This is a genomic window from Bacteroidales bacterium, from assembly GCA_031275285.1.
In the GTDB taxonomy this organism is placed as follows: domain Bacteria; phylum Bacteroidota; class Bacteroidia; order Bacteroidales; family UBA4181; genus JAIRLS01.
Map to the genome: position 1 here is coordinate 74,270 of JAISOY010000042.1, position 22,066 is coordinate 96,335.

General features: G+C 39.3%; 20 protein-coding genes. 16 read left to right on the forward strand and 4 right to left on the reverse strand.

All coding sequences use genetic code 11. From position 1 onward, the window contains the following. Positions 1–5: 5 nt before the first annotated feature. From LBQ60_04170 to LBQ60_04200, 7 genes are all read left to right on the forward strand, one after another. Positions 6–1,382: an HD domain-containing protein gene (locus tag LBQ60_04170; GenBank protein ID MDR2037097.1), complete on the forward strand. Its 1,377-nt coding sequence runs from the start codon at positions 6–8 to the stop codon at positions 1,380–1,382. A 91-nt stretch (positions 1,383–1,473) separates the two neighbouring features. Beyond that, complete coding sequence (locus LBQ60_04175) at positions 1,474–2,457, forward strand: PhoH family protein (GenBank protein ID MDR2037098.1); 984 nt, start codon at positions 1,474–1,476, stop codon at positions 2,455–2,457. 4 nt (positions 2,458–2,461) lie between these two features. Further along, positions 2,462–3,409 (forward strand): phosphoribosylaminoimidazolesuccinocarboxamide synthase, encoded by a 948-nt coding sequence (locus LBQ60_04180; GenBank protein ID MDR2037099.1) that lies wholly within the window; start codon positions 2,462–2,464, stop codon positions 3,407–3,409. Positions 3,410–3,437: 28 nt separating this feature from the next. Beyond that, positions 3,438–3,947: a nitroreductase family protein gene (locus LBQ60_04185; protein ID MDR2037100.1), complete on the forward strand. Its 510-nt coding sequence runs from the start codon at positions 3,438–3,440 to the stop codon at positions 3,945–3,947. Position 3,948: 1 nt separating this feature from the next. Beyond that, positions 3,949–4,470 (forward strand): hypothetical protein, encoded by a 522-nt coding sequence (locus LBQ60_04190; protein MDR2037101.1) that lies wholly within the window; start codon positions 3,949–3,951, stop codon positions 4,468–4,470. A gap of 215 nt (positions 4,471–4,685) precedes the next feature. After that, positions 4,686–4,985 (forward strand): septum formation initiator family protein, encoded by a 300-nt coding sequence (locus LBQ60_04195; GenBank protein ID MDR2037102.1) that lies wholly within the window; start codon positions 4,686–4,688, stop codon positions 4,983–4,985. 5 nt (positions 4,986–4,990) lie between these two features. Then, positions 4,991–5,602 (forward strand): Maf family nucleotide pyrophosphatase, encoded by a 612-nt coding sequence (locus LBQ60_04200; GenBank protein MDR2037103.1) that lies wholly within the window; start codon positions 4,991–4,993, stop codon positions 5,600–5,602. Between the two features lie 4 nt (positions 5,603–5,606). Here the strand turns inward: LBQ60_04200 and LBQ60_04205 are convergent, their stop codons facing one another. Beyond that, on the reverse strand, positions 5,607–7,463 hold the full coding sequence (locus tag LBQ60_04205; GenBank protein MDR2037104.1) for a HAMP domain-containing histidine kinase: 1,857 nt from the start codon (positions 7,461–7,463) through the stop codon (positions 5,607–5,609). Between the two features lie 151 nt (positions 7,464–7,614). Here LBQ60_04205 and LBQ60_04210 point away from each other — a divergent pair, with 151 nt between their 5' ends. The 3 genes from LBQ60_04210 (at position 7,615) to LBQ60_04220 (ending at position 12,320) form a co-directional block, all read left to right on the forward strand. Continuing rightward, positions 7,615–8,331 (forward strand): methyltransferase, encoded by a 717-nt coding sequence (locus LBQ60_04210; protein ID MDR2037105.1) that lies wholly within the window; start codon positions 7,615–7,617, stop codon positions 8,329–8,331. Positions 8,332–8,647: 316 nt separating this feature from the next. Beyond that, entirely contained in the window at positions 8,648–12,100 is a 3,453-nt protein-coding gene (locus LBQ60_04215; protein ID MDR2037106.1) for a glycoside hydrolase family 78 protein, read from the forward strand. A 22-nt stretch (positions 12,101–12,122) separates the two neighbouring features. Beyond that, positions 12,123–12,320, forward strand: coding sequence for a helix-turn-helix domain-containing protein (locus LBQ60_04220; GenBank protein MDR2037107.1), 198 nt, complete (start codon positions 12,123–12,125; stop codon positions 12,318–12,320). Between the two features lie 59 nt (positions 12,321–12,379). Here the strand turns inward: LBQ60_04220 and LBQ60_04225 are convergent, their stop codons facing one another. Then, positions 12,380–13,036: a phosphatidylserine decarboxylase family protein gene (locus LBQ60_04225; GenBank protein ID MDR2037108.1), complete on the reverse strand. Its 657-nt coding sequence runs from the start codon at positions 13,034–13,036 to the stop codon at positions 12,380–12,382. Positions 13,037–13,211: 175 nt separating this feature from the next. On the opposite strand from LBQ60_04225, the gene LBQ60_04230 reads away from it, so the two are divergent. After that, positions 13,212–14,024, forward strand: a complete 813-nt coding sequence (locus LBQ60_04230) for a hypothetical protein (protein MDR2037109.1) — start codon at positions 13,212–13,214, stop codon at positions 14,022–14,024. Between the two features lie 131 nt (positions 14,025–14,155). Further along, complete coding sequence (lysA, locus tag LBQ60_04235) at positions 14,156–15,388, forward strand: diaminopimelate decarboxylase (protein MDR2037110.1); 1,233 nt, start codon at positions 14,156–14,158, stop codon at positions 15,386–15,388. A gap of 31 nt (positions 15,389–15,419) precedes the next feature. Here the strand turns inward: lysA and LBQ60_04240 are convergent, their stop codons facing one another. Both LBQ60_04240 and LBQ60_04245 read right to left on the reverse strand, forming a co-directional pair. Further along, positions 15,420–16,745 carry a glycosyl hydrolase gene (locus tag LBQ60_04240; GenBank protein MDR2037111.1) on the reverse strand — a complete coding sequence of 442 codons (1,326 nt, stop codon included), beginning with the start codon at positions 16,743–16,745 and terminating at the stop codon, positions 15,420–15,422. A gap of 250 nt (positions 16,746–16,995) precedes the next feature. Further along, complete coding sequence (locus tag LBQ60_04245) at positions 16,996–17,850, reverse strand: sugar phosphate isomerase/epimerase (GenBank protein ID MDR2037112.1); 855 nt, start codon at positions 17,848–17,850, stop codon at positions 16,996–16,998. A 143-nt stretch (positions 17,851–17,993) separates the two neighbouring features. Here LBQ60_04245 and LBQ60_04250 point away from each other — a divergent pair, with 143 nt between their 5' ends. From LBQ60_04250 to LBQ60_04265, 4 genes are all read left to right on the forward strand, one after another. Next, positions 17,994–18,878 carry a DMT family transporter gene (locus LBQ60_04250; GenBank protein MDR2037113.1) on the forward strand — a complete coding sequence of 295 codons (885 nt, stop codon included), beginning with the start codon at positions 17,994–17,996 and terminating at the stop codon, positions 18,876–18,878. Positions 18,879–19,013: 135 nt separating this feature from the next. Further along, on the forward strand, positions 19,014–20,030 hold the full coding sequence (pheS, locus tag LBQ60_04255; protein ID MDR2037114.1) for a phenylalanine--tRNA ligase subunit alpha: 1,017 nt from the start codon (positions 19,014–19,016) through the stop codon (positions 20,028–20,030). Positions 20,031–20,063: 33 nt separating this feature from the next. After that, a complete protein-coding gene (dut, locus tag LBQ60_04260; protein MDR2037115.1) occupies positions 20,064–20,498 on the forward strand; it encodes a dUTP diphosphatase in 435 nt (144 codons plus the stop codon). Positions 20,499–20,516: 18 nt separating this feature from the next. After that, positions 20,517–22,066, forward strand: a 1,550-nt coding sequence (locus LBQ60_04265) for a tetratricopeptide repeat protein (protein MDR2037116.1), incomplete at its 3' end; no start/stop codon positions are given.

Below are 22,066 nucleotides of genomic sequence, written 5' to 3' on the forward strand. Positions count from 1 at the left end.
TGTCGATGGATTCAAAGAAACAATTGTTAAAACGGATTGCTGCGCTTGTCTCTGAGAACAAGGAATTAAAGGAAAAGTACAAGTCGATTTCCGAATCTTTTGATCAATTGTCGGAAGAGTTAGAGCGATATAAAAAACGCTCAATGGATGAAACTGCCGGTAAAAAGCAGAAAGGAAATTATAAACAGGTAAGGTTTGATACGGTTACCATATTATTTGTAGAAATAAAGGGTTTTTCCACTATCCTTGATACTTCTTCAGATATGACATCCCAAATGGATAAGTTGGATGCATTATTGTTTCGGTTTAATGAAGTAGCTGAAAAACACCGTTTGGTAAAATTACAAAGTATCGGTGATAACTTTATTTGTGCGGGAGGTATTCCTGAAAAAAATATCACCAATCCGATTACTGTGACAATTGCAGCACTGGAAATGTTACATATTGTTGAGAAAGAGGCTGAGTTGGGAGGCCAACAGATATGGAAGCTGAATATTGGTATCCATACAGGCTCGGTGATATCCAGGATGGATAGTAAGGATCAGAATTATCATTTAAAGGGAGATACGGTGAATGTCGTTTCCCGTATCGTATCGGTAGGAAAAGAAAATACCATTACTATTTCAGCCTCCACTTATGAATTGATCAAAGAATTATTTGATTGTACCTATTTCAATACCCTTCCCGTAAAATACCAGAATAGACTGGAATTGTTCACGGTAAATGGTATTCATTCAAGGTTTGCTTTGGATAAGAACAGGTACCTTCCCAATGATGCCTTCAGGATACAATTCCTGCTGATACAATTCGGTGATTTGCAGGAGCATGTGTTGGACATGCTGGAAAAGAAATTGCCGGACTTTTTGTATTACCATAATGTAAAGCATACTGTAGATGTTGTGACGGAAAGTGAGTTGATCGGTTGGGCTGAAGGCCTGAATGACCAACAGTTGCTGTTGCTTAAAACAGCTGCGCTTTTTCACGATGCCGGACATACTATTTCTTATGCGGACCATGAGGAGCGAAGTACTGAGATTGCGCGGGAAATGCTTCCCCACTATCAATATACACCCCAGGAAATAGATGAAATATGCAGGATTATTATGGCGACTAAATTGCCTCCCAAGCCTACAGATATCCTTGAAGAAATTATATGCGATTCTGATCTGGATTATTTAGGACGTACGGATTTTATTCCTGTGTCCAATGCCTTATACGAAGAGTTAAAAGCACAAAATAAAATGACATCGTTGAATGAATGGAACAAACTTCAAATAAAGTTCATCGGATCGCATCAATATTTTACCAAGACCGGAAGGAATTTACGTGAAGTAAAAAAACAGGAGCAAATTGAACGGATCAAACAGTTGATAGAAGATTGATTTTCTTATAGCCGGATCGTAAAATTCTTCCAATTTAATTACTATTTTTGTATCGTCTGAAATGTTGACGGATACCGGATTTCAATGATAAATTTTTTTAATGATAGAAAAACTGATTTACTTGGAGGGTATTGACCCTCTTGATTTATATGGTGTAAATAATTTATTGTACGAAAAGATAAGGAGTTTTTTTCCTAAGTTGAAAATAGTGGCCCGTGGCGATGAAATCAAGGTAATGGGCGAACAGCCGGAAATAGAACGTTTCGAACATGTGTTACAATATCTGATCAGCTACCATCAAAAATACAATCAACTTACCGAAGCGGATATTGTTAAGATCATGGAAGATACTGTGGCCGCCGAATTGGATTTGTCGGGTGTGGATGACAGTGTGATTGTCTACGGCAACAACGGTAAGAGCATACGTGCCCGTACTGTGAATCAACGGTTGTTGGTGGATGAATATGGAAAAAATGACTTGTTGTTTGCTATCGGTCCGGCAGGTACAGGAAAGACATATACAGCTATAGCTTTGGCTGTGAGTGCTTTTAGGAATAAATCAGTCAAAAAGATTATTCTGACCAGGCCCGCTGTCGAAGCAGGGGAGAAGCTCGGATTTTTACCGGGGGATATGAAAGAGAAGCTTGACCCTTATTTGCAACCGCTATATGATGCTTTGCACGATATGATCCCGCCGCGCAAACTGGCTGACCTGATTGAAGCCGGTACCGTTCAGATAGCTCCTTTGGCTTATATGCGCGGAAGGACGCTGGATAATGCCTTTGTGATATTGGACGAGGCACAGAATGCTACTGTCAACCAGTTAAAAATGTTTCTCACCCGGATGGGACGGAATGCTAAATTTATTGTTACCGGTGATATCACACAAATCGATCTTCCGAATAAAAACCTTTCCGGACTGAATTCAACTGTTCATTTATTGAAGGATATCAAAGGTATTTCAGTCATTCATTTTGATCAGCGTGATATCGTCAGACACCCATTGGTGAAAGACATTGTTGCGGCTTATGACCGGCAGGAAGAAAAAGAAAAAAATAAAAATAATAAAGAGTAAAATAATGAATGCACTTACAAAAACCAATTTCCATTTTCCGGAACAAAAAAGCCTGTATGTCGGAAAAGTTAGGGATGTATATGATATCGACGGTCGTTATTTAGTAATGGTGGTAAGTGACCGCATATCGGCGTTTGATGTTGTCTTACCCAGGGGTATTCCATATAAGGGACAGGTATTGAATCAGATAGCATCAAAGTTTTTGGATGCTACGGCTGATATTGTACCTAACTGGAAAATTGCATCTCCGGATCCTATGGTGACCATAGGGCATCGTTGTGCGCCTTTTAAAGTAGAAATGGTTATACGCGGGTACCTTACAGGGCACGCATGGCGTGAATATCAATCGGGAAAACGTATGCTATGCGGCGTCCCTCTACCTGATGGTATGAAAGAAAATCAGAAATTCGATCGTCCGATCATTACTCCAACTACCAAAGCTGATGAAGGACATGACCTGGATATCTCAAGGGAAGAGATCATCAGGCAACATCTGGTTTCGGAAGCCGACTATATTCAGCTGGAGTCATATACTCAGGCTTTATTTGCCCGGGGAACACAAATGGCGGCAGAGAAAGGGTTGATTTTGGTCGATACCAAATATGAATTTGGTAAAAAAGATGGTAAAATATATTTAATTGATGAGATCCATACGCCCGATTCGTCGCGTTACTTTTATGCCAATGGTTATGAAGATCGTCTGGCAAAAAATGAACCTCAGAAACAATTATCAAAAGAGTTTGTTCGCCAATGGCTGATCAGTAATGGTTTTCAGGGAAAAGAGGGGCAACAGGTACCGGAAATGACGGATGATTATGTTCATCAGGTTTCAGAGCGATATATCGAATTGTTCGAGAAAATAACAGGAGAAACTTTCCAAAAAGCCAATACGGATCATTTGGAACAACGAATCGAAACGAACATTACAGGATACTTGAAAGACTTATTGTAGATCCGGAATAGAGATAAAAAATTAAAAGATGGAAATATTAAATGGTATCCTTTCCCGTCGAAGCATCCGGAAATATACGGATGAAGTTATCCTGCGGGAAAAAATTGAAGGGTTGATTAAATACGGAATGTATGCACCGTCAGCACGTAATAAGCAGCCATGGCATTTTGTCTTGCTGAACGATCAGGTGATTTTTGAAAAAATGCTGGAATTCCAGCCCCATACCAAAATGTTGGCTGATGCGCAATGGGGGATTGTGGTTTGTGGTGATGATACATTGTCACATACGCCCGATTATTGGCCGGTAGATTGCGCTGCAGCAACTCAAAATATCCTGTTAGCTGCTCATGGAATGGGATATGGAGCTGTGTGGCTGGGAATATACCCTCGTCCGGAGCGGGTTTCGGCCATGAAGGAGATACTGGCATTGCCGCCTCATATTCATGCGTTTTCTGTGATATCCGTTGGAGTTCCGGCACAGGAACCGAATCAACCCGAACGTTTCCATCCTGAAAGGATACACCTGAACCAATGGTAATATGGATAATTTTATTGATGTATTGAAAATTATACTTCCATCTGTCATTTTATTGATGGCGGTATACTATATTGTCGGAAGTTTTTTCCGGAATAGTGAGAAAAGGTATAAATTAAAGGCAGTTAGAGGTAACCAGAAGTTAATCACGCCCATACGTTTACAGGCTTACGAACGACTTGTACTTTTTTTAGAGCGGATTTCTCCTGAATCCCTGGTGATGCGTGCCAATTATCCGGCTAATACCAGTGAACAATTGCACAATGAATTGTTGCAGGCCATCCGTGCCGAATACGAGCATAATTTATCACAACAGCTATATGTGTCTATCGAAGCATGGAATAGTGTGAAGAATGCCAAGAATTATACCATATCTTTGATCAATTCTGCTGCCGGTGAAGTGGAAGACAATGCTCCGGCCATTGAACTGAGTAAAAAAATCCTGAATATGATGATGGAACTGGAACTGCCTCCGACCCAAAAAGCTATTGAGGAACTGAAAAAAGAGATACAGCAGATTTTTTGATATTAAGCGCTCAGTGCTATTCGTTATTTTTTTTAAGTTGCATATATTGAGTTAATTAAGCCACTAAGTATAACGTTGATCTATAGGTATTACTTAATAATTTAGAAAAGAGGGAAATAAGAACATAAAAATGTTATATCTTTGCGGATATCAGTATGTTCATTCTAAAATGATGATCATAAATGTTTTTGTGAAGACCAAAAACTCTTTATTGTATGAAAAATAAGGGTATCCAGTTTATCATTCCTTTACTTAAGAATAAGTTCAGTCTTTCATTCATCGTTTTTTTTGTCTGGATCGTTTTTTTTGATTCCAATAATTTAATTGAGCGTACGGTAAGCCTGAATCGGGTGCATCAGTTGGAGAAAGATAAAATATATTATGAAAATAAGATCAGGGAAGACCATGCGAAGTTGGACGAACTGAAAAGCAATCCTGAAAATCTGGAGAAGTTTGCCCGGGAACAATATCTGATGAAAAAAGAAAACGAAGATATCTTTATTATTTCAGAATAAAATTCATGACAGGCGATATACTACTTGATTTTCCTGTCTATCAGACTCCTATTATACTTGCATCGGGATCACCCCGCCGGATCGAATTAATGAAACAGGCCGGATTCCGGTTTTCCGTAAAAACAGCTGCTAATGTAGATGAGTCTTATCCGCCGGGTTTGAAAAGGGAACAGATTCCTGTTTATCTGGCCAAGGTCAAGGCAGATGCATTCCTGGATACATATGGAGTCGATGATATGACGGTGGTCATTACAGCCGATACTATTGTCTGGATGAATGATTGTGTGCTGGGGAAACCGGTAAGCAGGGAGGAAGCGATCGGTATGTTGTCCGCATTATCCGGAAATAAGCATCATGTTTATACCGGAGTTTGTCTCACATCACGAAAAAAACAACAGTCATTCTTTTCAGAAAGCAAGGTGTTTTTCCGTAAATTGGATATGAATGAAATCAGCTATTATGTCGATCATTACCAACCGTATGATAAAGCCGGTGCATATGGGATACAGGAATGGATCGGATATGTCGGGATAGAAAAAATAGAAGGCTCTTATTTTAATATCGTTGGATTACCCATACAGAAGTTATATTGTGAACTGTGTAGCTTTATCGCCTGATATTTCATTTTCCGACGGGAACAGTAAAATAAAATGTACTTCCTTCGTTTTCCAGGCTTTCGAACCAGATATTCCCATTATTCATTTCGACGAAATCTTTACAGAGCACTAAACCTAATCCGGATCCTTTTTCATTAGCTGTTCCCCTGCAAATAACATTTTCATTCATACAGAACAGCTTTTTTTGCTTTTCTACAGGCATACCGGTGCCGTTGTCAGTAACAGATATAGTTACCTGATTACCTGTTAATTTACTTTCAATTTTTATGGTACCCTTGGCATGAGTGAATTTAATGGCATTGGAGATCAGGTTACGGAGTACAACATCGAACATGTTGGTATCAGCATATACCTTAATGGATGCGACATTGTTCTGTAAAATAATACCTTTTCGGGAGGCCTGCCCGTTTAGCTGATTGGATACCATCAGACTCCTTTCTTTGAGATCAAAGTTTTCCGGTTCGGCATGTATCCCTTTCATTTGAGTTTTAGACCAATATAAAAGATTATTGATCAGAAGGAGTGTGTCGTCTACCTGATGGGAAAGTTCTTTAAGCATATCCCGTTGTGTATCTGCATCAATAAATGATTGTGAGGCGGATTTCAATAAAATGGAAAGGGATGCGATCGGACTTCTTAAATCATGGGCTACAAGGGAAAACAACCGGTCTTTTACTCCATGTAATTTTTGTAATTCTTCATTGGTTTTCTTCAATAAACGGTGGTCAACTACTCTTCGTTTATAATACCTGAACAATAGAACAGAAAGTATAACTATCAGGATCAATAAGATAGTCAACAGGAAAATCATCTTACGTTGTATCTGCTTTTCTTTATGTAATGTATTAAAGTCTGCTTCTGATTTTTCAAATTGATCCCATGTTTTCATTCTGGCAGTTTCCAATGTCTTGGATTTTAGAAAAATACTATCTTTTAACGCCATCCGTTCTTGATGATGTTTATAGGCATTGTAGTAATCCCCCCGTAAAGAGTCAAGGTGTTCATGGATGACCGTTGTCATGTAACGTGCCTGGATATCATCTGTTGACAAATACTTATATTTTTCAACATAAAATAAGGCAGAATCTTCATTCCCAAGGTAGGCGTGAGCAATGGCAAGGGATTTATAAAGAAAATCAAGGCCATTAGGATTTGTAACGTCTTTGAGAAGCGGCATGGCTTCATGTATCCGTTTAATGGATTCCTGGTCTTTGTCCCGATGTGCAAGGTAAACACTATGATGAACAATCACGGAGCCTTTATAGATACCATAGCAGGAAGTATCACTAAGTACCATTTCTATGGCATCCAGTAATTTTTCATCCATCGTCACCTCCAGTTGCATGAATATATAATTTAAAGCCCTTGATATCTCCTTGATATTCTTTGACTCCATCGCCAGATCCAATAACTTGTGGCCGTAAAGATTTGAGTTTTCAAAATCCTTTATAGTGGCTGATACAAGTGCTATATTGCCATATACATAACAGAGCCGTAAAGTATCCTTTAGACGGGTATATAACGATTCGGCTTTCTTGTACATTACGAAGGACTGATAATAGTCTTCAGTATACATATATCCTATTCCCAGGATATTAAAACCTCTGGCTAATCCGGGTTCGTAATCTTTTTCTTTGGCCATATTTATGGCTTTCTGTGCATACGTCTTGGTTTTTTCAAATTCATTATGCAGATAATATTCATAAGCGATATTATTTAACAGGTCAACTTTTGCTGGATGATCTTTCCGGGACAAGGATAAACAATTTAACAAACTGTCTATTTTTGTGGTTGACTGTGCTACAATACCGTTATTGAATAAATAAATCAAAAGAAAAAATATGACCCCGGTCCTTGGCATATATGTTTTTTTTTATTTTATACGGAATTTATATGGAAAAGTTCCCAATTTTCAACAAAACATATGCCTTCCGGAAAAGAAACATGGTTAAGCTATACTTTTGAGTAGAAATGTTTTACTTTCGCGTTTTTTCTTCGTGTATTTTTAAACAATGGGCAATCATTTTTTCCGGTTCAAACAATTTATAGTCAACCAGTCGATGGCTGCGATGAAAGTGGGTGTAGACAGTGTGTTGCTGGGGGCATGGGTGGATGTTTCCCATGTTTCGCGTGTTCTGGACGTGGGTACGGGAACCGGGTTACTCGCTCTGATGATGGCACAACGAATTCCGGAGACTTATATTGATGCAGTGGAAATTGATGAAGAGGCGTGTGCACAGGCCCGGAGAAACGTGGAGGAAAGCCCGTGGAATAAACATATAACAGTAACCTGTGGTGATTTCAGGAAATATGAATATCCAACAGGTATCAATTATGATTTAGTGATCTGTAACCCTCCTTTTTTTATAAGATCATTTAAATCAGAAGACAAGAAGCGTAACCTGGCTCGTCACAATGATACTCTTTCGCATGAAGACCTGTTATCTGCATCAATGAAACTACTTTCTTCGGATGGGATTGTGGCAGTTGTATTACCGGCGACTGAAGCCCGATTATTCCTGGAGACAGCAGCTTCTCACGGATTATATCCGAAACGGCAGCTTCAGATACAATCTTATCCTTCCAAACCACCTCACCGCCTGTTGCTGGAATTGTCCAAAACCAACGGATCCGTTGAAAGCAGTATCTTGTCAATAGAAAATCACGAAAGAACCGATTTTACGGATGCTTACAAGGAAATGACAAGAGAGTTTTACGTAAAGTTTTGACGCTGTTTTTGTTGATGAATTTATTTCACATCATTGAGTGATGATTTCCATGGAATTTAGTAGCCGTTCTATATTATTTTTATTGGAAAAACACAATAAGTTCAGTACAGGGTATAATCGATTAATTATAAATAAGCTATGCGCCTGTTTGATGTTTTCATACTCTCAAATATTTATTGAAAATATGAAAATTAAAAAAATGATTTATAGAGTTTATATGAAATACAGACAAATGTGTTAGATTTGGGCTAAATTCGGTTTAACGAATTGATTGTGATCCGTCAAATAGAAACTTGTTTATCTAAATATATCACCTATGAAAAAAAGTAACTGCCTGGATTTAAGGAGGTATTTATTTACATCTCTTTTCTTTGCTATGCTCGTTCTACTCTCTTTTTCTTGTAGTTTGGGAGAGAAAAATGCGGTTGAAAAATTGCAAATCAATTTCACAACAAACCCTATCGGATTGGACGACCCAACACCTCGTTTCAGTTGGCGGATAAAATCGGACAAAAGGGGTGTAATGCAAGAATCTTATCGGATAATTGTATCTACGGATAAACAAGGGAAATCAGTCGTATGGGATTCGGAAGTTGTGAATAATTCGCAATCTATCAATGTCCCGTATACTGGAAGCGCTCTTCAACCCAACACTCGCTATTATTGGAATGTGGAGATTGCCAGTAATAAAAACGATAAAATTAAGTCTAAAGAGTTGGCGTATTTTGAAACAGGCTTATTGAATTCCGGATGGAACGATGCCCAATGGATTCGTCATTTGAAAAAAAGTGAATTAAATAATTCCGATATTTCAAATTTCGATTTGGAGGCAGATGTTACACTGCTGTCCGACAATATAGGTATCATTTTCGGTGCATCAGACATGGGCAATATGCATATGTGGTCTGTGAATACTCATGATCATGAACACCCTATTTTACGGCGACATGTTTATGTAAACGGACGTTTAAATCAGGCCGATATTTCCATGAAGGAATTTTTCACTAAGGCTGATTTGCTGAACAAGGAACTTAGGGTGAAAATTAGTGTCAGGGGAAATAAAATAGAAACTTATATCGATGGTAAACTAGTAGATACCGACCACGACTCGCCTCTAAAAGGTGATTATATCGGTTTTAGGGCGTTCAAAAGTCACAATCTAAACGAACATGCCTATATCGACAATATTAAACTGACATCATATGCCAGCTCAACTTCATCCGTAACTCTCGAAGAGGATTTTGAAAAAGAATCAAACAACTTCGATCAGGCAGAAACAATCGTTGTTGATGGGAATACAAAGTTAAACGTCTATTCAAAAAACAACGTTTTCAGTTTTCTACAAAATTCGGCAGGCGAAGTTCCGATGTTCAGGACAAAAATTGACTTGGACAAAAAAGTGGAATGGGCACGGATTTACTCATCAAGCTTGGGTATGTACGATCTGTTTGTTAATGGTGAGCGTGTCGGTCGTAAAATGGAGAATGGCTCTGTTATTTATGACGAGCTTAAGCCCGGATGGACCCATTATCTCAAAACTGTTTTCTACACCACCTATGACATAACTGATCAGCTTAAAAAGGGAGAGAACGCAATAGGGGCGATAGTTACGTCGGGTTGGATTAGCGGTGCCATTGCTCACAATAGGTACGGAAATCCCGATTTGGGTTTTATAGCCAAGATCATGGTAAAATATAGTGATGGCAGTTCCGATACTTTCGTTACCAATACGGAAACCTGGGTGTCTTCTAATCAATCGGCCATCCGAAAAGCCGACATATACCACGGGGAGCACTATGATGCACGTATGGAGAGCAATTGGAACAGTCCGGGGTATGATGATTCCGGTTGGCAAAAAACCGGAATCAACACTTTTTTCAAAGGTAACATTACCGCCTTTATTGCTCCGCCGGTACAAATAAGAGAGGAGATGAACCAAACTCCAAAAACAACGACCATCTATGACGGAATTACTCAAACAGGTTCCACCTTTGGCGAAGTTAACGTTATTAATAAATTGGAGGGCAAATCGATTATAAATCTTAAAAAAGGAGAAACCGCGATCATCGACTTTGGACAAAATATTGTGGGTTGGATTCACTTTAAAGTTAAAGGAGAATCTGGCACAAAGATGAGGGCGCGGTTTAGCGAAATGCTTAACGATTCGGGAGATCGCAAGCGCGGCAATGATAATGCAAAAGGAACGCTTTATCTGGAAAATCTCCGTAGTGCCCAAGCAACTCTATTTTACACTTTGAAAGGCGAAAAGGCAGGAGAAAAGTACAGGCCATCTATGACATTTTTCGGATTCCGGTACTGTGAAATAACGGCTCCGCAAGATATTATCATTGAGGAAATAATCGCAGAAGTGGTAGGTACGGTAGCAGAAGAAGAATCAAAGCTTACTACCTGCAATAAGTCAGTAAATCAATTATATAGCAATATTATCTGGGGACAACGCGGGAATTTTGTAAGTGTTCCGACTGATTGTCCGCAGCGTGACGAACGACTGGGATGGACAGGCGATACGCAGGTATTTTGCAGGACAGCAGCCTACAATTCTAATGTTAATTCATTCTTCCACAAGTGGATGGGCGATATGAGGGATAGTCAACGTGCAGACGGTGCATATCCTGATGTAGCTCCCGAGCCGTATTTTGGAGCATGGGGAACTGCCGGTTGGGCAGATGCCGGGATCATTGTTCCATGGACTATTTATCAGATGTATGATGACAAGGCAATCATCGAGGAGAATTACGCATCTATGGAGAAATATATGGACTTTTTGGCAAGTCAAAAGGACGATAAATATCTATATAACGGCCCAACGTTGAATTATGGTGACTGGCTGGCATACGAACAAACAGACAGGCGTTATTTGAGTGTTTGCTATTATGCAAACGATGCGCTGCTGATGGCTGAAATGGCAAGTGCGTTAGGCAAAACTCAAGATGTGGATAAGTACAATACTTTATATGACAATATCAAAAAAGAGTTCCAGGGCAGGTATATAGAAGAAGACGGGACTTTGAAACAAAAAACACAAACAGCTTATCTGTTGGCACTGAAATTCGATCTGTTTCCAACCGAACAAGCTCAAAAGGATGCTCTTGATTTTCTGCTCAAAAAGATTGCCGATAATGGTTACAGGTTAAGTACAGGCTTTTTAGGCACCTCTGTACTGAATCAGACTTTAAGCGAATACAATGCCAACGATATGGCATATAACCTCCTGCTTCAACGCAACGACCCGTCATGGTTGTACAGTGTAGATCAGGGAGCGACCACCATTTGGGAGCGTTGGAACTCATATACTTTAGAAAAAGGTTTTGGCGACGCGGGTATGAACTCATTTAACCATTATGCTTACGGAGTGGTAGGAGAGTGGATGTATCGCTATATGGCGGGAATTGACCAGGCCAAAGAATCTGCAGGATTTAAACATATAGTGTTGCGCCCTATTCCTGATACGAGAAAATTCATTCCGGAAAATCAGGAACGGATAACAGAAACTGACGCAACCTTTGTTTCGGCGTATGGAGCTATTAAAAGTAAATGGAATGTAAGTGAGGGAAGTGCCAGATATGAGATAACCGTTCCGGCTAACACTATGGCAACGCTTTATTTACCTCAAGCAACAGAAGGAACATATGTATATGAGAATAAAATAAAAGCCGATTCAGTAGAAGGTGTTTCGTCTATAAAAGACGAGGGAGGCTATTTTGTTTTAGAATTAGGATCGGGTTCTTACCTTTTTGACGTAGAATAAATGTCATGAGAAAAGGAAAAATATGGAAGAAACAACCGTAAAGAAAAGCAATCATGGAGCTAATGTTCGCCGATGGAGAGAATGGCGAAATATCAATCAGGATGTACTTGCTGAACAAGTAGGTGTGTCACAGGCAACCATGTATTTTTCACTCAACTGCTGTCTTTTAATGACTTTTATTAGTTTTAATAAAAAAGTATACCAATGTTCTAACTATTAGATCTGTATACTTAATAATAGTTTCTCTTGTCTTTTTAGGATTTTACCGTTCGGTGGGTGTTATTCGAATGTAGCCAAAACGGTTTGATTACCTACAGATTTTTGTTCCAGCTCTACATTGATTTTTGTTCCTAAGGGAAGAAAAACATCTACGCGCGAACCGAACCTGATGAATCCGTAATCAACTCCCTGTATTGCCTGATCGCCTTTTTTAGGATACAGTACAATACGCCGTGCCACTGCTCCGGCTATCTGACGGAATAATATTTCCTGTCCATCTTTGGTTTTAACGACTACAGTGGAACGTTCATTCAGTGTAGATGATTTCGGATGCCATGCCACCAGATATTTTCCCGGATGGTATTTTACATAGGTAACTTCTCCGCTCACCGGATAACGGTTGACATGTACATTCAACGGCGACATAAAGATAGATACCTGGATCCTTTTATCATGAAAATACTCAGGTTCTTCCACCTCTCCAATCACGACTATTTTCCCATCTGCCGGAGCATAAACCTTCTTTTCATCAGGAACTAACGGGCGGCTGGGATTACGGAAAAACCAGATTACCAGAAAAAAGAATATAAGGGATAGAATAAGTAACGGAGTGGTGATCCATATATTGGAACACAGCCAGCGGACCAATATATTTATACCGGCTAAAAGTAATAAAGTTATAAGGATAATAATGTATCCTTCTGGATGAATTTTCATATGAATCCGATCAATTATAATTTGGCGGACAAAATTACAATAAAATGTATTATTTGTATCATATTTCCAACAATACAATAAAGTTTCTTCATTACAGAGTGACTAATATCCGGCTTTTTCCATTGTTCCTTCAAAAATGAATGTATTTTTGCATGTATCATAAAACCAATCAATCATGAATAAATATATTCTTTTACTGGTGGCTTTTTGCTCATTATTTTCCTGTAAGGACGATGATCCCGTTGATCCGTATATTCCGGTGAATTTGCCGTCTATTCAAAAAATTACTTTTACTGAAGGTCAGGACTCAAGCATTTTTGTTTACGATCAGGATATGCGTTTATTATCAGGTAAATGCAAAAACTTCGGGGGAATGTCCGGAGAGGAGAAATTCACTGTTCATTATTCAGATCAGGGACATTTAGCCGGTGCTAAGTATGAGGTGTTGCAAGGATCCAGGTATAGTGAATTTTCCGTAAATTATTCTCTGAATGATAGAAATATGCTGTCCGGTCTTACGAGAGAGGATTGGACCAAATCACTTTCTTTTTCCTATGACGAACATTACAGGTTGGTACAGTTGACTGTTCATCTTCCGCAAAACGGGATCAATCGCTATACCATTTCCTATGACGACCAGTCGAATGTTTCATCTGTAGAGCTTTATTTAAAGATAGCTGACGTGGAAGGTTATACTAAAACCGAATATGATCAATATGATGGAAGTCCAAATCCTTTCAGCTATCTGGTGAATGTTTTTTATGCTCCGGTATTTTCTTCTAATTACGGCCCTGTCCGTTATGATGCCCTATCTTTGGGGATGCTTTTATCAGCGAATAATCCGGGGAAAATTACCGAATACAGAAAGGAAGGTGAGGCATATGTGCTAACATCATCCACCCTGTTGGAATATACTTATGCGGATGACCGTTATCCGGTTGAAATAACAGGAGATTCATTTTCATTGAAAGTAGGCTATCACCCATAACAAAGGATATCACTTCCGGCAAAGCAAAAGAAGGTTGAAATGACAGATAAAACACCTACCTTTGCGCCTCTTTTGCAGTAAAAATGTTTTGGTGAACAATTGATTACATTTTTGAATAAAATTATTGAACAGTGAAAATTAAAAACGGACAATACGAGATTGGTGGGTTAAGCGTGACAGCATTGGTAGAAAAATATGATTCACCCCTATATATTTATGATACGGCTATAATTAACAGGCAATATAAACGTTTATCCAAAGCCTTTGAAGATACCCGTTTACAAATACATTATGCCTGTAAAGCGCTGAACAATATAAATATCATGCGCCATATCTGTAAATTAGGCGCCGGATTGGATGCTGTTTCCATACAGGAAGTGGAATTGGGTATAAAAGCCGGATTCAATCCGAAAGATATCATGTTTACTCCGAATTGTGTCTCTATTGAAGAATTTGAACAGGCAATCGTAAATGATGTACATATCAATATCGATAACCTGTCCATCCTGGAGCAGATAGGGTCAAAGTATGGTTCGAAAATACCGGTAAGTATTCGTATCAATCCACATATTATGGGAGGAGGCAATATAAAAATTTCTACCGGCCACGTTGATTCCAAGTTTGGTATTTCCATGTACCAGCTTCCGCATATACAAAGGATCATTGATAGTTATAAAATGAAGGTTGACGGATTGCATATGCATACCGGATCGGATATCCTGGATGTCGAAGTTTTTATTAAAGGAGCAGAAATTATGTTTGATGCGGCACAACACTTTCCCGATCTTCAGTTTCTCGACTTTGGTAGCGGATTTAAGGTCCCTTATAAGCCGGATGATTATTCTACGGATATCGAGTTGTTGGGATCAACACTTTCTCAGCGGTTTAATGATTTTTGTAAAGAGTATGGAAGGGACTTGATACTAAAATTTGAACCCGGAAAATTCCTGGTGAGCCAGGCCGGCTTTTTAGCTGCTAAGGTAAATGTGGTAAAACATACAACATCTACGGTGTTTGCAGGGGTGAATACCGGTTTAAACCACCTGATCCGTCCGATGTTTTACGATTCGTACCATCACATTATCAATGTATCCAAACCCAATGGTACTCCACGCATATATACGGTGGTCGGTTATATTTGCGAAACCGATACATTTGGCTGGAACCGTAAGATTGCGGAAATATCGGAAGGAGATATCCTGGTATTTCTGAATGCCGGAGCATATGGTATGACCATGGCATCAAATTATAATGCGCGCTTAAGACCGGCCGAGGTGATGGTGCACGAAGGAAAAGATTACCTTATCCGTAAAGGGGAAACCTTAGACGACCTGCTTCATAACCAAATAATACATGATTTATGATCTCCGGATGGCGATTTTTAGAGCAGATCAATCATTTAAACTCTAAAATGACCGGATGATTGGTCATAGATAATTTTACCGTATTAACATTTTTAAGCTGCGATAGGGGTGCAGTTCCTTCTGTCGGATCGTAAATATTTATTAAAGGATACCTCTTGTCCAGTTTTATTGTGATATCATCCGTTCCTCCGGTAAAACGTTCGCCCCATACCACCAACATAAATGTGCCGTCGCTTTTCTGCAGCAATAATTCATGGACGGTTTCTGGCTGGTCGGGTATGGAAAAATCAACTATACCGGGATTCTTTGATGAGGTATCATCCTCCAGGATTGTTGTTAGATGGTGAAGATATATGGCTGCTTTTTTAGGCGTATTGTCTAACCTGTAAAAAGCATATCCCTCATGATTGGTTTCGTCCGACCGGGTGCGTAACAGATACATTGCCGTATATTTCCACCCGCGTTTGAACTGGGAAAGATACATGTTCATGTATAAGCACCCTTGGACTTCTTCCGTTACCATTTCGTCTGTCGACATTCCTGTTTCGGTAGTGACCCTCGGTAGATTCAGCAACTCATTTTCTGTATAACCGGGAAATTTCCTGAGCCAGGTACTGCCGTAGTTCCCGTATAACCCATCGACAGGACAAAGTATTGACGGATCAGCACTTAACCATGTCTGATTGTCGTGTAATCCCGGCCAGCTCGGATGACAAAAATAATTATGACAGTTGGCAAAATCGGCATATTTTGTGCCGGCAGGCATTAATGTATGGACATTATCCGGAATCGTCAGGAACTGTAATCCCACATTATCTGTCTGGGCCCCGTTTTCGGAAATAGACCATACCGGATAGTTCTTTAACAAGGGATCATTTTTTATAGCATCGTATAGATCCCGTTGCAGTTTCGCTACAGGAAGCCATGATTGGTCTTTTCCTCCAAACACATTGTCATATTTTATACCCCAGTTATTGGGTTCGTTCGGACCTTCTATAGATAGTAATGCTCCTTCTTTTGCCAGTTCTCTTGCACCTGATAATAAACGGGGTATGTCATTTCCGCCACTTAACAACCCATAACCGATCCTGGCACCCGTATGTTTATGTAATCTGATCAGATCGGTTACAGGTATATTTCCTTCATATCCTGTGCGGAGCCAACGTATTCCTGTATAATTGATGTGTTCAATCGTTTTTTCCAATGATTCTCCTCTGACGGAAATACTGGATACCACTCCGATACTGTTGAGGAATTCTTCGGCGCTGTTCGCTTTTACTCCTTTTTCTGTTCTTTTCTGCGCCTGGATGGAATTTACGGTTGCTAAAATTAAAAGATAAATCAGGATTTTTTTCATCAGTATAAAATTGATTTGAGTGATCAGGTGAAATATCTATTTTTTAGATGTCAAATGATTAGTGCGAGTATTTTTTCCTGAACGATTTCATCTCATGAAATGTTCTATGCTTTTGTATAAGGAAATGATATATCTGATAAAATACATAAAAACCCCACAGATTCTGTGAGGTTTTTATGTGTAAACATTGAGAATCTTCTTTTCAATGGTATCGTTTACAGAAACGATTATTACAGATGAAAAAAGAATACTATTTCGTAGCGGCCATAACGCCTTTAAAATAACCGATTGATTCTGCCAGGCCTGCTAACGGATCATTCATATCTTTTTCAAACTCAAGGCTACATGCGCCGGCATATTTTACCTTACGCAACATACGGACAAAAGCAGGTATATCAAGAATCCCACGTCCCATTTCACAGGTACGTCCCTCTTTGCTGGCTGCTGTAACATCTTTGATATGGATGTCAAAGACTCTTTTGCTGTATTTCTTCAGGTCTTCAACCGGATCATAACCGTCACGTGCATCGTGTCCGATATCCAGGCAAATACCTATACGGGGATCAAGATCCTTGACATGATCATATACATTCTTGGCGTTAGGGAATAATTTATTATCCGGACCATGAATGTGTATAGCATAATTGAAATCATATTCTTTTACCTTTTTATCTACATAAGGTAACAATTCGTAGCTGGGAATACCCACAATCAGTTTTACACCCACCCTTTTTGCATACTCAAAGGCTTTATCAACTTCAGATTCTTTATTGGTCATGTAAATAGGACCAACGCCATAACCGGTTACATTACTTTCGGCCAGTTGTGCGTGAAATGCTTTGATTTGCTCATCCGTACTGTTAAAGGGGAGATGAAAATCTTTGATACACAGATAACGGACATCCATGCGCTTCATCATTTTTAGAGATTCATCCAGTTTAAACCGGGCAAAGCTATATCCAGCCATGGATACCTTAAATAAGTCTTCTTTAGAAGGAGCGGCTGTTGTACCTGCCAGCAATTCATTGTTGAACAGCATGGGAGCTGCGCCAACAGCCAACAAACCTGCACCTGCTTTTTTTACAAAATTCCTTCTTGTTGTCATAGATTCATGATTATTTTTGATGTCCAAATTTAGGAAAAATATTGCTGAAAACAATATTTTCGGATGTTTTTAACATCTGGTCATAAAAATCCAGATGTGCCTGTTGGTGTTTTTGTGTACTTTTGTGTGAAATTTGATCATTGATGGCCTTAAACGACAAGTGGTTTCATTTAATCGCGTTATTGACCGTATTTATCTGGGGCATTACTTTTGTTTCCACTAAAATATTGCTGCATGCAGGCCTTTCACCCGAGGATATTTTTTTCTATCGTTTTCTTTTAGCTTATGTGGGTATTTGGTTTTTCGGGAAACAACCATTGTTTTCTGAAAATATAAAAGATGAACTGGTTTTTCTACTTATAGGAATTTCCGGCGGATCCCTGTATTTTTTATCGGAAAATTTTGCTTTAAAAATAACATTAGCATCAAATGTTTCCCTGATCGTGTGTACAGCTCCTATCCTGACAACGATTCTTTCGCGGATTTTCTTGAAAAATGAAAAAATGCACCGTCAGATGATTTGGGGTTCCATTATGGCATTGTTGGGTGTCGCATTGGTGGTGTTTAACGGGAATTTTGTACTGAAAGTTCATCCCCTAGGCGATTTTCTCAGTTTATTGGCAGCCTTTTTATGGGCGGTTTATACGATATTGCTGAAACGGCTCGGCGATCGTTATTCAACATTATTTATTACCCGCAAAGTATTTTTCTATGGTTTATTATCCATAACTCCGGTGTTTATTTTTAAGCCGTTGATGTCGGATATTTCTGTTTTATCCCGGCCTGTTGTATGGGGGAATCTATTGTTTCTGGGATTCGTTGCTTCATTGATATGTTATTTTTTATGGAATATGTCGTTAAAGAGGCTGGGCGCCGTTAGGACGACAAATTACATCTACCTGATACCTTTGGTAACTATGATTGTTTCCTTAATTATCCTTGAAGAAAAGATTACATGGATTGCTTTATCAGGAGCCGCATTTATTTTGGCCGGGGTATCCCTGGCTGGTAAACGGGGCGCTAACTAGAATATTATCGTATTCTGTCATTTGTCACTTGTCACTTGTCATCCGTTGCACGTTCACAGTTTTTCAATCCGCTATGCTTTATTCGCGAAAATTAGGTACATTTGTACCTTAAAAACGTATTTATTGTCAGAAGAAATGCTTAATAAGATCAATCAGATAAAAGAGGAAATCAGTAGTTTTAAAGCAGCAACACAAGCTGAGCTTGAAGAATTCCGGTTAAAATACCTGAGTAAAAAAGGGCAATTGAATACTTTATTCGACGAATTTAAGACCATTGCCAGTGAACAAAAGCGTGAAGTCGGCCAAAAACTGAATGAATTAAAAGTTTTGTTGACAGATACCTTTGAACAGTATAAAACGGTATTGGAAAACCAGTTCTCTTCTGCTGACGAGAGTGATCTGACCCGTCCCGGCGATGATATCCCTATAGGTTCCCGTCATCCCATATCCGTAACACGTAATGAGATCTGTGATATTTTTAACCGTTTGGGGTTTACTATTGCAGAAGGACCGGAGATAGAAGATGACTGGCATGTATTTACAGCCCTGAACTTCCCGCTGGAACATCCGGCACGTGATATGCAGGATACTTTCTTTATCACAAAAGATCCGGATATTTTATTACGGACACATACATCTTCTGTCCAGGTACGCATTATGGAGACGACCAAGCCGCCTATCCGTATGATCATGCCCGGGCGTGTGTTCAGGAATGAAGTGGTTTCATCCCGTTCACATTGTATCTTTCATCAGGTAGAAGGGTTGTATATTGCTGAAAATGTATCTTTTGCCGACCTGAAACAAACATTGATGTATTTTGCCAAGGAAATGTTCGGTGAAAGTACACAAATCCGTCTGCGTCCGTCATTCTTCCCATTTACGGAGCCTTCTGCTGAAATGGATGTATCCTGTACCTGTAATGGAAAGGGTTGTAATTTATGTAAGTATACCGGTTGGCTTGAGATCATGGGATGCGGAATGGTAGACCCCAATGTTCTGGAAAGTTGCGGGATTGATTCTGAAAAATATTCCGGATTTGCTTTTGGTATGGGTATTGAACGTATTGCTCTCCTGAAATTTCAGGTGAAGGATATCCGTATGTATTTCGAAAATGATGTCAGGTTCCTGCATCAGTTTTCTTCAGCTTTGTAGTTAAGTAAAACTAAGATACTTATTTTTCCGTCCATGAAAGTTAAAATTGTTAACAAGTCCAAACATTCTTTACCATCATACAGTACATTACTTTCTGCAGGAATGGATATCCGGGCTAATCTGGATGCTCCGGTTACACTGGCACCCGGGGAACGAATACTGGTTCCTACAGGATTATACATTGCACTCCCTCAAGGATATGAAGCACAGATACGCCCTAGAAGCGGGCTCGCATTGAAAAAGGGTATTACTCTGCTCAATACACCGGGTACCATTGATGCTGATTATCGTGGGGAAATAGGTATTATTGTAGTCAATCTTTCCCGGGAAGATTTTATCATTAATGATGGCGAACGCATGGCACAAATGGTAATTGCCAGGTATGAAACCATCGAATGGACCCCATGTGAGGAATTAGATGAAACAGACCGGGGAGCAGGAGGTTTTGGGCATACAGGACGAAATTGATCTCACTATCTTAATCACGTGTTTATCCTAAAATTAAGAACATTTTCATTCCCATCCGGATGTACCAGGAGTCTATGGATGCTGGGAATAATCAGTTGGCTCATTTTCTCATGCTCTGTCAGCCGGGTTACTGCCCAGAAAAATATCCCGTCAAAGAATCCGGTAGAATTTACAGAAGAAGAAAGGTTGGATTATGAACATGATTTCATTGAGGCAACCAAGCTCAAACTCTTCGGGGATCTGGCAACGGCAGCCAGCCAGTTGACGCGTTGTACGGAAGTAAATCCTTATGATGCGGCAGCATATTTCCAGTTATCAGAGATATATACCATGATCGATGACCGGGTAAATGCTTTAAAAAATGCCCGTTTATCCGTTGCATACGACACCGGGAATGTCTGGTATAAAATGCAACTGGCCAACCTTTATATATTGGCCGAAGATATGGACAGTGCTATCAATGTATTTCGGGATATAACGGATATGGAACCGGATAATGTCGATTTACAATTTAATCTCGCATTGTTGTATTCGGAGGCCGGACATAATAAAAAGGCGCTCAAAGAATTGAAAAAAATCGAAAAATCATACGGATTTACCGAAGATGTGGCTATTGCATATTATCAGGTCTATTCAAAGAAAGAAGATGTAAAAGCAACGGAAAAATTATTGCTGAAAGGTATTGATAAGTATCCTGATGACCTACGTTTTTACGGCTTGCTGGCCGAATTGTACAGCTCTGTCGGAAAAGAAAAGGAAGCACAGGAAAATTATAAGAAGTTACTGGATGTAGACCCTGAAAATGCTTTGGGATATATCTCCATGATTGAATTTTACAAGGACTATGGGAATGATGATAAAGTGATCGAGGAAATGCGCCGGATGTATGGTTTGAAGACCATTGATCCGGATTTAAAGGTGGAGTTATTCCTATCGTTGACAATGATGGATACGGTTTTTGCCAATAAATATTCCCGGGAACTGGATGATATGGTTGAAGGACTTTTTAATAGGTATCCCGATAATTTCAGGGTCCGTATGATCAATGCCGATCGTAATCTGAGAAAGAAGGATTTTCAGGCAGCCAAGGATGACCTGTTGTTTATTACCGATCGTATCCCTACCAATGTCTTTTTATGGGAACAATTGTTGTTCCTGCTTAATTTACTTCAGGACAATGAAATGATGTTTGAAGCATCCGCCAAAGCCCTGAAGTATTTTGAAAACAATTATTTATTCAATTTTTTTCATGGATTATCCGCTTCTATGCTTAAAAAATTCGATGATGCCATCGGTTCTTATAATCAGGCACTGGAAAATCTGAAAAAAGAAAAGGAACCGGATAAAGCCATTGAATTACAGATCTACGTATTATTGGGCGAAGCATATAATGAACAGAAGAACTATGCCAAATCCGATGAAGTATTTGAAAAAGCTTTGATCATGGCTCCCAATAATCCATTGGTGCTGAATAATTACAGTTATTATTTGTCTTTACGTGAAGAGAAACTGGATCTGGCTGAAAAATATATCAAAAAATGTATTGCCCTGGAACCGAACAGCAGTAC

Excerpts from the sequence above, each read along its gene's own strand:
- LBQ60_04205 (MDR2037104.1), bottom strand. The coding sequence starts at position 7,463 with ATGCCAAGGACCGGGGTCATATTTTTTCTTTTGATTTATTTATTCAAT.
- LBQ60_04185 (MDR2037100.1), top strand. The coding sequence starts at position 3,438 with ATGGAAATATTAAATGGTATCCTTTCCCGTCGAAGCATCCGGAAATAT.
- LBQ60_04250 (MDR2037113.1), top strand. The coding sequence starts at position 17,994 with ATGGCCTTAAACGACAAGTGGTTTCATTTAATCGCGTTATTGACCGTA.
- LBQ60_04215 (MDR2037106.1), top strand. The coding sequence starts at position 8,648 with ATGAAAAAAAGTAACTGCCTGGATTTAAGGAGGTATTTATTTACATCT.
- pheS (MDR2037114.1), top strand. The coding sequence starts at position 19,014 with ATGCTTAATAAGATCAATCAGATAAAAGAGGAAATCAGTAGTTTTAAA.
- LBQ60_04210 (MDR2037105.1), top strand. The coding sequence starts at position 7,615 with ATGGGCAATCATTTTTTCCGGTTCAAACAATTTATAGTCAACCAGTCG.
- LBQ60_04220 (MDR2037107.1), top strand. The coding sequence starts at position 12,123 with ATGGAAGAAACAACCGTAAAGAAAAGCAATCATGGAGCTAATGTTCGC.
- LBQ60_04180 (MDR2037099.1), top strand. The coding sequence starts at position 2,462 with ATGAATGCACTTACAAAAACCAATTTCCATTTTCCGGAACAAAAAAGC.
- LBQ60_04190 (MDR2037101.1), top strand. The coding sequence starts at position 3,949 with ATGGATAATTTTATTGATGTATTGAAAATTATACTTCCATCTGTCATT.
- LBQ60_04245 (MDR2037112.1), bottom strand. The coding sequence starts at position 17,850 with ATGACAACAAGAAGGAATTTTGTAAAAAAAGCAGGTGCAGGTTTGTTG.
- LBQ60_04225 (MDR2037108.1), bottom strand. The coding sequence starts at position 13,036 with ATGAAAATTCATCCAGAAGGATACATTATTATCCTTATAACTTTATTA.
- dut (MDR2037115.1), top strand. The coding sequence starts at position 20,064 with ATGAAAGTTAAAATTGTTAACAAGTCCAAACATTCTTTACCATCATAC.
- LBQ60_04200 (MDR2037103.1), top strand. The coding sequence starts at position 4,991 with ATGACAGGCGATATACTACTTGATTTTCCTGTCTATCAGACTCCTATT.
- LBQ60_04170 (MDR2037097.1), top strand. The coding sequence starts at position 6 with ATGGATTCAAAGAAACAATTGTTAAAACGGATTGCTGCGCTTGTCTCT.
- LBQ60_04230 (MDR2037109.1), top strand. The coding sequence starts at position 13,212 with ATGAATAAATATATTCTTTTACTGGTGGCTTTTTGCTCATTATTTTCC.
- LBQ60_04240 (MDR2037111.1), bottom strand. The coding sequence starts at position 16,745 with ATGAAAAAAATCCTGATTTATCTTTTAATTTTAGCAACCGTAAATTCC.
- LBQ60_04195 (MDR2037102.1), top strand. The coding sequence starts at position 4,686 with ATGAAAAATAAGGGTATCCAGTTTATCATTCCTTTACTTAAGAATAAG.